Raw genomic sequence first — 12,558 nt, 5'->3', positions numbered from 1 at the left:
TTTTCTTATTTCTGAGGGAGTCTCTCGATGCAGAGCACAGACATCAGCATGCCGATTGCAAAGGCGACAAGTGCGGTGACGTTGGCCACGGCTGCGCAAGCCGATGTGGCAGACAAGATCGCCCAGGCGGCCACCGTCAATTCCAGCTTCGAAACCTGGTACTGGGTCAACTCCATTCCATGGGGCACCATCGCCTCGATTGTGGCCGTGCTCTACACGGGGCTGCTCATCTGCGAGTGGTTCTGGAAGAAGCTGTGGCGGCCGGCGTTTGAGCGCTGGGGCTGGATCAAGCCGCGCAAGGGCCCGCGCATCATCACGCTGGACGAGTACCGCCAGATGAGCGAAACGCAAAGGGCGGACCTGTCATGAGCAAGATTCCAAATGCATTGCGCGCCGGCCTGGTGGCCCTTGTTGTGCTGACGGCTGGGGGTGGCGGCTATGTGGCGCTTGAGCGCGACAAGGCAGCAGCCCAGGCCATGGCCGAGCAGAATCAGTACATCCAGGCCGTGGCCGCGGACACCGGCACATCTCAGGCGGTCAAGATCGCCATGGTGATGGGCAGCTACTACGAGAGCAGCTACCGCCACATTGGCACGCCCTACGTGGACAAGCTGGGCAAGGGCCAGCCGCTGACTGTGTGCAACGGGATCACGGGCCGCGCCGTGGTGGCTGGCCGGTACTACACGCCGGCCGACTGCTACGCGCTCGAGCGCAGCCGCTACCTGGCCGCCGAGCGCACGGCCATGGGTCTATTCCGGCTCTGGTCTACCTACACCCCGCTGCAGCAGGCCGTGTTTATCGACTTCATCCACAACAAAGGCGAGGGCGCTCTGTACGCCTCGACCCTACTGCGCAAGGCCAATGCCGGGGATGTGGTGGGTGCATGCCGCGAAAACCCGCGCTGGAACCGTGGCACGGTCAATGGGGTGTCTGTGGTGCTGCCGGGCCTGCAGGCCCGGGGTGATGCCAACGGCGAGATCTGCGAGGTGGGATTATGACCTTGGGGGTTTATACAAATACCTGGAGGGTTTACGCATACGCCCTGGTAGGTTTAGCCCTATTTGCCTCTGGCTGGGTGGTCAATGGCTGGCAGGCCGGCAAGACCATTGCCGAGCTGCGCGCCGAGAAGGCCCAGGGTACGGCAACCCGGGCCGAAGCCGCACGAACCGACGAAGCCAACACCGCCAAACTGGAAAGCAAGCATGCCCAAGACACGATCTACAACGCCGACCGCCTGGCGAACCTCAAGACTGGCATTGATGTTGATGAGCGCGCTGAGCTTGCCCGTGCTGAGCGCCTGCACCGCGACACCGACAGCCGAAGTGCCACTTATCGCGCGCAAGCCCAAGCCGACGCCGCTGCCCGCAGCGATCTTGCAGATAAAGCCGCAGCCCTCGACCGCCAGCTTGCAGAAGGCCTCGGCGTGGTCGCAAGCCTCGGAGGCGACCTTAAGCGACGAGACGCCGAAGTAGCCGCGCTGTGCGACCAGGTGAACATTGAGCGCCGGCTGAGCGGTGACGACAGCGACCAGGCCTGCAGCCAGAAATAGAAAGAGCCTCCCCGGCGCCACTGCGGCACTGGGGAGGCTCTTTTTTCGTTTGTGTTTTTGGCGGTTGAGCCATACACTGTTCTCAGTCGGTGCCAATGACTGTTGGTGATTTTGGGCCCTGCGGCCCTTTCGCCCGATAAGGCCTCTAGATCATAACTAGGGGCCTTTTTCGTTGGCCGACTTTCCTGGAGCAAGCAATGTGCAATCGCTACCACTCACCCGATGAAGGCTACATCCAGCAGTACTGGCGGCTGAACCCCCGGCAGTTGGGGCTGGGTGCCCGCGATGTGTTCCCGCGCTCACCTGGCGGATTCATCCGGCGCGCCGTGGATGATCCCGGCTACAGCAAGGAACTGGCCGTGGGGCGATGGGGCTTGATCCCCTGGTTCAGCAAGACGCCCGACATCAAGTACAGCACCAACAATGCACGGGCTGAGGAGGTGGCGGACAAAGCCAGCTTCAAAGACCCGTGGAAGCGCGGCCAGCGCTGCATCATCCCTGCGACGACCTTTGATGAGCCAAACTGGGAGAGCGGGAAGAACGTGTGGTGGAGGTTTGGTCGGGCCGACGGCGACCCGTGGGGCTTGGCGGGGCTGTGGAACACCTGGAAGGATCCAGCGACTGGCGAGCTGATCGAGAGCTACACCATGCTCACGCTCAATGCCGACGAACACCCATTGATGAACCGCATGCACAAGCCAGATCCGAAGCTGGCACCTGACAAGCAAGACAAACGCAGCGTGATCCCGATTGAGCTGGCCGATGTGGATCAATGGCTGGAAGGATCGGTCAAGGACGCCCAGGCGCTGGTGAGACTGGCGCCGGTCGAAGTGTTCGCGGCAGGGCCGGCCTAGAACGGCACATCAGGCGCAATGCTGTCGTACAGATCCTTGTCCACCGCGACCGAAACCGAGTGCAGCACCATCGACCCCAGGACTGGCATGGCCTCGGGCCGATCCAGCTTGATGCCGTCCCAGCGATGGTGATCCTCGGTCTGTGACCATTCCTCATCATCCCTAACGTGCCACCGCCAGTATCTTGATTGAACCATAGTCATCTCCAAAGACTGTATATTTATACAGTAAATGGAGCGAGCTATGGAAGCAGTCAGGAATTTTGAGTACACAGATCTGCCGGGCTACTACGGGAGCATTGCGGCCCCGGGGAGCCAAGCTGATTTGGATGGCCGCCAACGGGTCGGGGTGGATTTGTATGTGTTGCCGTTGCAGTTCTGCGGAACGTATCTGTGTTCCCCACTCCTGACTGTCAGGGCCCCGATCTTTGGCGTGGTGATTTCGTCAAAAACGCCCTTCAACGGATACCAGTCCGCGATCTACAAGCGATCAGATTTGATGAAGCTGGTGAGCTATCCGCTGGAACAGGTTGAAGTCTGGAAGAAGCGAGAGGACGGCACCATGCTGCTGCGCGGGGAGCAATGGGACGAAGGGGAGCTCAACCGGTGGCCACAAACTTGGATCTGCGGGCGCAATCCATCGGCGGTCACTGCGGCACTGCGCGGGATGTCAGCCTGGCTGGATAGGGAGTACGCGAAGGTGAAGCGGCCGCCCTATGCGAATGACCGGCCCAGGTAAGGCTCAGCCGCAAGAGTGCAAATGAAATGTGCAGATTGGGTAGGGAAGGCAAGAATAATTGCACCAATGCTATCGGCGCATGCCAGCAGTTCGCGCTACCCTGTGTGGTTGCAAAATGATACACACTATGGGGCATTGTTGTTGAGGGGTGACGGAGTCGTTCACCGATCATCAGTCGCGCACAAATTGGTGTTGAGGTGCTTAAATCACACCGAATTCACACCGATCTCTTGGAACCCGCATGGCTGCTATATCGGACGCGGGTTCAATTCCCGCCAGCTCCACCATTCAAGCCAAAAAAAAGCGCTCACTGGTATTCAGTGAGCGCTTTTTCTTTTAGGCATCGGCATTGTTGCCAGCGCCAGTAAACCGCTGAATGCCGAGCTCGAATCCTGTTATCCCATCTCCATCAGTGCTGTGTATCAGCTGCAGCTTGGGCGATCGCGGCGGCCATGGCCAATGACTGACAAAAGCCACAAAGCGCATCAGTATTCGTAGCGCCTCAACCCCTCAATATCCTTCAACAGCACCGTACGGTAACCCACCTCCAGCAAATCTTGCTTTTCCAGCTGCAGCAGCGCTTCATTGAAGCGGGCGCGGGAGACCTGGCAAAAGTCGGCCAGCTCGCTTTGGGTGATGTTGAGCAAGCCGGCATCGGGGAAGGGAAAGTTCAGCGGTGTGATCAGTGAGCCCAGGCTTTGGGCGACCCGGCCGGTGACGCTCAGGCATTGCTTGGCGGTCAGCAGACGCATCAGTTGGTGGCTTCGCTCGGCCATCAGCTCCAGCAAAAACTGGCTGAAGGTGGCAGATTGCTGGCGCAGCGCGTGGAAGGCGTGCGCAGGCAATGTAAGCATGGTCAGGTCATGCAAGGCGATGGCATCGCAGTCCATGGCCATGTGCGGGCGTAGCAAGTAGGTTTCGCCAAACCAGCTGCCGGCGTAGCCGCACAAGGTGATGGAGCGGCCATCGGGCGTGGGCACGCAGATTTTGGCTGCGCCGCGCGTGACACCGGTCCAGCCCGTGGGGATGTCGCCTGCCTTCCACAGGTACTGGCCCGCATGCACATGGCGCACCTGCAGGTGGGCGTGCACCAGCGCTTGCGCCTGTGCTTCGCTCACCGTATGCGCCCACATGCAGTGCTGCCACTGGCTGAGCACCTGGTCCTTGCTGAGAAATGCGGCCTTGGGTTTCATTTAAATGAGAATTGTTCTCAAGAGAAAAGACTTCCCATTCTCTTCCAATTAAGCTTTTCCGCTGTCGTTGTAAGAGAACAAAAGGCGTAGCTATGCAGAATCAGGGGCGGTCAGTCGCGAGTCAGCGGAACAATTGGGGTGCTACATGGGCGATCGCGCCCATCAGCCTGGCTATCGGGGTGCTGGCCAGCAGTGCGCAGGCACAGACGGTGGCTGCGGCCGCAGAGGCTGATGGTGCCGAGGCGGACACCCACTTGGCGGTGCAGCATGTGGTGGCATCGGCCGCACCCAGCATCCGCAGCGAGTTGGCGCAGACCACCCAGGTCATCGACAGCGAACAGCTGCAGCAGCAAGTGACGGCAGGCAAAAGTGTGGCCGAGGCCCTGGGGCAGCTGGTGCCGGGGATCGACCTGGGCGGGCAGTCGCGCAGCAATTTTGGTCAGAACCTGCGTGGGCGCACCATGCTGGTCATGGTCGATGGCGTGTCGCTCAACAGCTCGCGCGGCACGGCCCGGCAGCTGGATGCGATTGATGCGTTCAATATCGAGCGCATCGAGGTACTGTCAGGCGCCAGCGCCTTGTACGGTGGCGGTGCCACCGGCGGTATCGTCAACATCATCACCAAAAAAGGCAGCGCCGCTGGCCTGCAGCTGGGCAGCGAAGTGGGGGTCACCTCCGGCTTCCAGGGCTCGCGCGACCACCAGTACCGCTTGGCCCAATCCATTGCCGGCGGCAATGAGCAGGTGCAGGCGCGCCTGGGCATTGCGCTGCAAAACAATGGCAGTTACTACGACGGCAAGGGCAAGCCGGTGCGCACCGATATTGCCCAGACCGATGCCCAGAACACCAAGGGTGTGGACGTGCTGGGCAATGTGCAGATCAAGATCAGCCCCGAGCAGAGTCTGGGGCTGACCGCGCAGTACTACCGCAACCGCTTTGATGGCTCCTCCTACCTGTATGGCGGCCCCAACCTGGTGGGCATCATGGGTGGCAAGCCCGAGCTGCTGGAGCAGCGCGGCGGCTTTGTCAGCGATGTGATGCCGCAGACCGAGCGGGCCATGTTCAATGCTGACTACCATGCCGCCAAGGTCTGGGGCGACCAGGACCTGTATCTGCAGGCCTTCTGGCGCCAGGAGAAGCTGGACTTTGCGCCGTTCCCCAGCTCCGTCGTGACCGCCTCCCACCAGAACACCGACACCTGGGGCCTGAAGGCCGCGCTGGCCAAGTCCTGGGGTGACCTGAGTGTGCGCTATGGCCTGGATTGGGACCGCGAGAGCTTTGATGGCAGTGCCACGGTGTTCGATACCGCGCAGGCGCTGGCCAGCGGCGGCATGGTCAACCGGCAAATCGGCAGCACCGGCCGCTACCCAGGCTACCGCGTCAATACCGCTGCAGCCTTTGCCCAGGCCGAATGGAAGCTGAACCCGCAGTGGAGCCTGAACGGCGGCCTGCGCTACCAAAGCACGGACCTGCAGGTGGACGATTTTGTGGGCTACACCCAGCAGCTCTACATGCTGCTGGGCCGTGGCAACTCGGCCGATGCCATCCCCGGCGGCAAGAACAGCTACAACGTGAGCCTGTTCAACCTGGGCGCCCGCTACCAGATCGATGCCGCCCGCAGCACCTGGCTCAACTACGCCGAAGGCTTTGAGCTGCCGGACCCCGGCAAGTACTACGGCCAAGGCAACTACCAGGCCAATGGCACGCATTGGCAACTGGTCAGCGGCATCGATCCGAAAAGCTCTCCGCTGCAAGGCATCAAGACACGGCAGGTGGAATGGGGCTTCAAGCAGGCCAGCGGTGCGGTCAAGCTGCAGTCTGCGCTGTTCTATGCCTGGTCGGATCAGACCTTGCAGCTCAACAACGCCAACAACAATGTGACCATCAATGTGCTCGATGAGAAGCGGCGCAACTACGGCTGGGAAGGCAGCCTGGACGTGGCCGTCGCCAAGAACTGGGCCTTGGGTGGCAATGCGCTGTGGATCCGGTCAGAGACGCGGCAGGACGGCAGCTGGGCCAAGCAGTCCATCATGACGGCGAGCCCCTCCAAGCTGTCGACCTATGTGCAGTGGAACCCCAGCCCCTGGCAGCTGCGCTTGCAAGCCTCGCACATGTTCACGCTCAAGGATGACAGCGCGGGCAAGATTGATGGCTTCACGGTGCTGGACCTGATGGGCGGCGTGAAGCTGCCGGTGGGCCGCCTCAATGTCGGTATCCAGAACCTGTTGGACAAGCAGTACCTGACGACCTGGTCGCAGCGCGCCATGGCCTTGTACGGCGTGGGTGCGGTGTCGCCACAAACCTTTGCCTTCTACGGCCGTGGTCGCACCTTCTCGCTCAACTACAGCGTTGAATACTGATGGCTGCAGGTGTGCACAACCAGGTGGAGGGCGTTAACGTTGCTCAGCGCCCCTGGCAGTTTTGGGCGGTACTGGTAGCGCTCTACATTGCGCAGGGCGTGCCGTCGTATTTGATGATCATGACCGTGCCTGCCGCATTGCGCGCTGCCGGCATGCCTTTGCAGCAGGTGGGCATGCTGTCCATCTTGATGCTGCCCCTGGTGCTGAAGTTTTTGTGGGCGCCTTGGGTAGACCGCTTGCGCCCATTGCGCTGGGGCCACCGCCGGGGCTGGATTGTCTGCACCCAGCTGGCATCGGTGCTGTCCATCGGGGCCCTGGCCTGGGTCGGGCCCCAGGCCTCCATCATCACCATTGTCTGCATTGGCATGTGCCTGGCGCTCAGCATCGCCACGCAAGACATTGCCACCGACGGCTATGCCACGCAGCAGCTGCGCAGCGATGAGCTGGGCCGGGGCAATGCGATCCAGGCCGCATCGGTGGCCGGCGGCGTGCTGCTGGGCGGCACCTTGGCCATGGCCCTGGTCGATCAATGGGGCTGGCAAGCCACCATGCTGTTGATGGGCGGGCTGTCTTTGCTGCCCCTGTTGGCGCTGCCGTGGATGGACGAGGGCTTGCCCCTGGGCCTGGAGGACGATGCGCAAGGCGGCGCTGCCGCAGCGCCCCTGCGCCCCAGCATCAAGCAGCTTTTTGCGCGCCCCGGTGTCTGGGCCATCCTGGGCTTGGCCGTGGTGTACCGGCTGAGCGAAGGCATGCTGCGCTCGATGGAAAGCAGCTACCTGCTGCACAGCGGCCTGAGCTTGAGCGAAGTGGGCGTGATTGCCGGCAGCGGTGCTGCCTTGGCTGGCCTGGTGGGCAGCTGGCTGGCGGCGCAGTGGTTGCAGCAGCGCAGCCGCAGCCAGGTGCTGCTGGGCTTGAGCGCCTTGCGCGTGCTGGCCTTTGCCTTGTTCCTGGCGCATTCGCTGCATTGGCTGGGCGGCACTACCTCCTTGGCTGTTTTGGCCGTGGGCTTGAGCGTGCAGCGCTATATGGAGATGGTGGCGCTGTATGCGCTGTTCATGGCCTCGTCCAGTCGCCGTCAGCCGGGCACGGATTTCTCCATCTTTGTCTGCGCCGAGTTGCTGAGCTACATGCTGAGCGCGATGGCCGGTGGCTTTATTGCGAAGCACTTCGAGTTTTCCGGTCTGTTTGCGATTGCGACGGTGATTGCCCTGGGCTGCTGGCTGGCCACGGCCGCACTGCTGCGGCGCCATGCACAAGTGGCTGCCGATGCCGGGAGGCGCGCATGACTTCAACACAGAATCTCTCGCGCAAGGCCCATATCCATCTGCCGCAAGCCAGCGCCTTTGTGGATTGGTTGCTGCAGCATTGGCGCTATGAGGGCATTGACGTGACCCAGCCCCAAGCGGGCACCTTGTTGCTGGCCTTGGCCGATGTGGGCATGGTCAGGCTGCAGCAAACCAGTACCAGCAGCATCGACTGCCTGCTGCAACCCGTGGCGCCCCGCATGGGGGACTTGATGCAGCTGTCCTTGGCCGAGCACCTGGCCGAGTTTGCCGACCAGATGGCTTGGCTGGAGGGCAGCTGGGAAGTGGTCTGGGACGGCGATGCCCCGCCGGCCACCGCCCAACTGCAGGTGATGCGCGTGCTCAGCAACCAGGCGCTATCGCCGCGCATGCGCCGCATCCGCCTGGCGGGGGGCGACATCAGCGCCTTTGCCCCCGGTGGCTTGCATGTGCGCATGCTCTTGCCCGAGCCCGGCCAGGCACCTGCATGGCCCACCTTGGTTGATGGCGACCGCCTGCATTGGCCGGTCGGCAAACCGGCATTGGCGCGCCGCACCTACACGATCAGCGCTATGGATCCCGAAGAGGGCTGGCTGGAGGTCGATGCCTTGCTCCACCATGGCATGGGCCATGGGGATCCACAGATGGCAGGGCCCGGCGCCGTCTGGGCCGCCAGTGCGCAGCCGGGCAGCGAGGTGGGGGTACTGAGCCCCGCCGGCGGCATGGTGCCGCAAGCCAAGCACTGCGTGTTGGTGGCAGACGCCTGTGCCTTGCCCGCAGCGGCGCGCATTGCGCAGGCGCGGCTGGCGGGCCCATCCACCGCTCTGCTGCTCTGGTTGTCGGATGCCCAGGAGCAAGCCGCGTTGGCGCCGGCGTTTGCCGGCATGCAGGTCACCTGGTTGCGCGGCGGCGTGCCCGGTGCGTCGCAGCTGGAGATTGCGCAAGTGCTGCAGTGGCTGGCGCTGCAGGATTGGGAGCAGGGCGATACGGTGTTGTGGGTGGCAGGGGGGCTGCCGTTGACGCAGGCCGTGCGCCGAAGTCTGGGGCGGCTGCCGTCCTCGGTGCAGATCAAGTCGCTGGTGCATACCTATTGGCGCTGATGTCCAGAACCCACGACATAAGGCTTGAGAGATGATTGCGACGCCGTCAATCTCAAGCCTAGTCTTACATCTGTGTTGTTTACCGCAGGATGCTTGGTCGGGGCCTAATGAGCAATCTGTCTGCAACACCCGCTTTGCACAAAACATCGTGCCCGCAGCACTGCCAGATACCTCGTTTTCGCTAGCTGAAGTGACTGCGGCGGAGTTATTGCCATGGCCAGTTTGCCGTCAAGGCACGCTGGCTGGTCGCAAAACGGCGGAGAACAAGGCGGCCACTGCTCTTTTCTATCCTTGGTCCAGAGCGGGAGCCGCACTATGCGAATCTAGTCTGGGCTTGTGTCTGCGTGCCGATTCCTAACTAGCTGAGTCACGACGCGACCTGCTGGCAAAAGCGCCATCAGTATCCAGAACGACGACGGCGATAAATGCAAGCAGCCGCAGTCAACAGCATGCCCATGAGGCCCAGTCCCAAGGGGCTGCTTGTCGGAACACTGGTGGGTGCGGCGGGAGCTACATACAGGATGCCCGTCAGTTTCCCGCTGAAGGCAACGCGCAAGCCAGCCCCGATTCCACTGCATGCTGCATTGCTGCACAGAAAGGACATACCAAATTCCAGATCTACGGTGCCAGGGGTATTGGTAAGCGGGGCAGAGGGTTCGATATCCAACAACGGGACATTGCTGAGATTGGCCTGGTTGGACGAGGCAATGAACAGTAATTGCGGCAAGGATGCCAGGCAGTGCGCTGTCGTGCATTGCGTGCGGAAATCGGCTGCAGTGCCCACGGTTCCCGTCGTGGTTTTCAGACGGATATTGCTGTAGATATTCGTGTCGGCGTCGTACACGAAAGAGCCAGTCACCGTGCCTCCGTCATCAAAGGTAGTCTCCGAGACCGTCCATTGCATAGGCACAGCATTGGCAGTGGCGCTGAAGGCCAAGACACTGCAGGCTATGCTGAGATAAGCCAATAACTTCTTCATAAGATCCCCTCGTTGGTTTGAAGGGATGGAAATTAACAAAATGTAACCTGAATGGCAATCGATATATTCTTAGATTTTTAGGTCTCTCGCTTCAAATTCCTATTGAAAATGCATCTTTCTGATGTGAATTGAGGTGAATCAAGTGGAAATCAGTAGTTTCAGAACGCTAAGCCATTGCGTATACGGGACCTAGGGGCAAGCTTGGAGGCTTCTTGAAATAGATTTAGTTGTTATAGAAATTTGTTGATTGGATAAATAGGCAGGGTGCTGGATATCTTCTAAATAACAAAAAGGGAGCCAACGCTCCCTTTTTTGAAAGACCAAGCTTCAGTCCTGGCGCCTGCGCAGCCACAGCGCGCCCGCCACCGCCATCAACAGTGCCATCCAACCCAGCGCCCAGGGGCCCAAAGTCGGCACACGTTTGGCATCGCCGGGGTTGACGATAGGCGAGTCATCATCATTGACCTGCACGCCGGCCTGGCTGTTGGGCCCCAGCGCATAACCGGGGCTGGCCAGCAGCTGTACCAGCGCGGTGACACTGCCATCGCCTACAACGGTATTGGGCGTCGCGGTGATCGTGCAACTGCTCTCCGTCGCCCCTGCGGCGATGAGCACTGGCGAGCTGCAACTGCTGGTGTAGCGGGTGCTGCCGGTAGGAGGGCTGAGGCTGATGCTGCTGCCACCAGCGGGCGCGGCTGCACTCAGGCTGATGGTGCAGGTGGCGACCTGACCGGCAGAATCCACCAGGCTGCTGGGTGTGCAACTGAGGTTGACCACCGGCGTCACCGCCACATCGTCGTTGCGAATGGTGACCTCGGCAGCAGACGGGGAGCCCAGCACATAGTCATCCGTTGCGGCAGGCGTGGCCAGCGCGATGGCGGCCGACACATCGCCATCACCGGGCGTGGTGTTGGGCGTGGCGGTGATGCTGCAACTGGCCGTCGTCTGCCCGGCTACTACCAAGATAGAGCTGCCGCAACTGCTGGTGTAGCGCGGGTTGGCAGCCGGTGGGTTGAGAGCAATGGCCATGCCGCCAGCGGGCGCTGCCTGGTCCAGGGTGACCGTGCAGTTGGAGACATTGCCTGCTGCATCCACCAGCGCATCGGGTGTGCAGACCAGGGTGGCGGTCAGCTTGGGCAGGCAGGCGGCGGCATCGCCGCTGGTAGCCCCTGGCGTGCTTTGGCTGGGGGCCACGGTGCCGGCGGGAATGGTCATGATCCGCGTGCCCAGGCCATAGAAGGCCAGCTTGTCCGACGCATTAGGCAGCCGGGCTGCTGCGCCAAACGGCGTGTTGAAGGGCGAGGGTGCCACCGCGGCCAGTGTCTCAACCGCGCCAGAGCTGAGGTTGAAACGGTAGCTAACCGAGCTGCCGGTAAAAGCGTTGCCGGTGGTCGCAATGCCATAGGCCCATTGTCCGCTGGCATCAATCGCAAAGTCGCCTGACTGCGCGCCGGGAATATTGCCCGACAGATTCAAGCTGCCCACATACAGCGGCGGGGTCTGCGTCACATCGATCTTGAAGACTCGGTTGAGTGCGCCGCCGGTCTGGAAGTTCGCCAGGTACATGATGCCGCTGACGGGATCGATATCGGCGGCATTGAAGTTGGGCCCCAGGCGCAGGTCAATCGCACCGCTGACGACGGTGCTCGAATCGCTGGGGTCAGTCTGGTAGGTGCCGAGTCCGGAGACGATGCCCAGGTTGTCCACGCCACCACGGCCGTAGCGCAGCATTTCGTAGTAGCGGGTGTGGCTGCGCCAGCCGCCGCTGGTCCAACTGGCAGCGGGGCTGTTGTCCCAGCTGTTGTCCCCTTCCACCGCGCGCATGCTGTAGATATAGCCATCCTTGCCCATGCCACCCGCGACAGAGGCACCCGCTGGCAATGGCGGGCTGGGCGGCGTGGCCGATATTTCGCGGGGAGAGACGGTGGGCGCGGCAGCGCCGCTCCATATTTGTGAAACGGTCACCGCGCCGCTGGCGGGTGCGGTGGCCAAATCCAGCACGGCAGTGGGTGGTACGCCGGTGGAGCTGGGCGATGTGTAACGGGTCAGATAAAAGGATTGCTCGCTGGCAGAACAGCGTGGAAGCGCTGCGCCGGATGCAGCCATTGCAGCGGGTGCCAATGGTGCGGTCGCGATTATGAAAAGTACGATTTTAAATAATTTTATATTTTTAAATAATGACATGGATGTTCTCCTTGGCGTCAAAGAATTACATCGTAGTCAGCATCGTCCTTCATGCCCTCGCAGGGATTGTCAATGAATGTTTAATACCTTTGATTTATGATTCTGTAAATATCATTACGCCTTGATTGCGTGATTATATAAGTAATGTATAAACATCTAGATTTAAATATTGATTCATGGGTGCTGCGTTTGTTGCTATGATTTTATATGTCAAACATGTTATTTGCTATTAATTATTAATAGTAATTCAATAAAAACTATCATGTTTGCTGACAATTGTTTTATCTTTGATAAATTCTACGTTTTCTTATTACGATT

12 protein-coding genes are annotated in these 12,558 nt (G+C 60.8%); 9 read left to right on the top strand and 3 right to left on the bottom strand.

Annotated features, from left to right (window positions below):
* The first annotated feature begins 27 nt into the window (after positions 1-27).
* The 5 genes from EDF71_RS20365 (at position 28) to EDF71_RS20345 (ending at position 3,141) form a co-directional block, all read left to right on the top strand.
* Positions 28-369, top strand: coding sequence for a hypothetical protein (locus EDF71_RS20365; RefSeq protein ID WP_133857783.1), 342 nt, complete (start codon positions 28-30; stop codon positions 367-369).
* Positions 366-998, top strand: coding sequence for a glycoside hydrolase family protein (locus tag EDF71_RS20360; protein ID WP_133858373.1), 633 nt, complete (start codon positions 366-368; stop codon positions 996-998). Before EDF71_RS20365 ends, EDF71_RS20360 begins: the two co-directional genes overlap by 4 nt.
* Positions 995-1,549, top strand: coding sequence for a hypothetical protein (locus EDF71_RS20355; RefSeq protein ID WP_133858372.1), 555 nt, complete (start codon positions 995-997; stop codon positions 1,547-1,549). The genes EDF71_RS20360 and EDF71_RS20355 overlap by 4 nt, the downstream gene beginning before the upstream one ends.
* A 197-nt stretch (positions 1,550-1,746) precedes the next feature.
* A complete protein-coding gene (locus EDF71_RS20350) occupies positions 1,747-2,403 on the top strand; it encodes an SOS response-associated peptidase family protein (protein WP_133858371.1) in 657 nt (218 codons plus the stop codon).
* Positions 2,404-2,646: 243 nt separating this feature from the next.
* Entirely contained in the window at positions 2,647-3,141 is a 495-nt protein-coding gene (locus tag EDF71_RS20345; RefSeq protein ID WP_133858370.1) for a hypothetical protein, read from the top strand.
* A gap of 485 nt (positions 3,142-3,626) precedes the next feature.
* Here the strand turns inward: EDF71_RS20345 and EDF71_RS20340 are convergent, their stop codons facing one another.
* Positions 3,627-4,334, bottom strand: coding sequence for a Crp/Fnr family transcriptional regulator (locus tag EDF71_RS20340; protein ID WP_133858369.1), 708 nt, complete (start codon positions 4,332-4,334; stop codon positions 3,627-3,629).
* 179 nt (positions 4,335-4,513) lie between these two features.
* Between EDF71_RS20340 and EDF71_RS20335 the strand changes: the two genes are divergently transcribed.
* From EDF71_RS20335 to EDF71_RS20325, 3 genes are read left to right on the top strand one after another with little or no spacing between them, the layout of a single operon-like run.
* Positions 4,514-6,694, top strand: coding sequence for a TonB-dependent receptor (locus EDF71_RS20335; RefSeq protein ID WP_166656600.1), 2,181 nt, complete (start codon positions 4,514-4,516; stop codon positions 6,692-6,694).
* The gene (locus EDF71_RS20330) at positions 6,694-7,980 is read left to right on the top strand and encodes an MFS transporter (RefSeq protein WP_133858367.1); all 1,287 of its coding nucleotides are present in this window, start codon (positions 6,694-6,696) and stop codon (positions 7,978-7,980) included. Before EDF71_RS20335 ends, EDF71_RS20330 begins: the two co-directional genes overlap by 1 nt.
* Positions 7,977-9,077, top strand: a complete 1,101-nt coding sequence (locus EDF71_RS20325) for a siderophore-interacting protein (RefSeq protein ID WP_133858366.1) — start codon at positions 7,977-7,979, stop codon at positions 9,075-9,077. The genes EDF71_RS20330 and EDF71_RS20325 overlap by 4 nt, the downstream gene beginning before the upstream one ends.
* Positions 9,078-9,474: 397 nt before the next feature.
* On the opposite strand, the gene EDF71_RS20320 is transcribed toward EDF71_RS20325, so the two are convergent.
* Together EDF71_RS20320 and EDF71_RS20315 are read right to left on the bottom strand one after the other, a co-directional pair.
* Positions 9,475-10,056 carry a hypothetical protein gene (locus EDF71_RS20320; RefSeq protein WP_133858365.1) on the bottom strand — a complete coding sequence of 194 codons (582 nt, stop codon included), beginning with the start codon at positions 10,054-10,056 and terminating at the stop codon, positions 9,475-9,477.
* Between the two features lie 327 nt (positions 10,057-10,383).
* On the bottom strand, positions 10,384-11,907 hold the full coding sequence (locus tag EDF71_RS20315; RefSeq protein ID WP_166656599.1) for an IPTL-CTERM sorting domain-containing protein: 1,524 nt from the start codon (positions 11,905-11,907) through the stop codon (positions 10,384-10,386).
* Between EDF71_RS20315 and EDF71_RS25115 the strand changes: the two genes are divergently transcribed.
* Entirely contained in the window at positions 11,906-12,097 is a 192-nt protein-coding gene (locus tag EDF71_RS25115; RefSeq protein WP_166656598.1) for a hypothetical protein, read from the top strand. The genes EDF71_RS20315 and EDF71_RS25115 overlap by 2 nt on opposite strands.
* Positions 12,098-12,558 lie beyond the last annotated feature (461 nt).

The sequence above is a fragment of the Comamonas sp. JUb58 genome, assembly GCF_004364775.1.
In the GTDB taxonomy this organism is placed as follows: domain Bacteria; phylum Pseudomonadota; class Gammaproteobacteria; order Burkholderiales; family Burkholderiaceae_C; genus Comamonas.
Note: the sequence above shows the minus strand (reverse complement) of the source record. Positions and strands in the feature narration are given on the sequence as shown.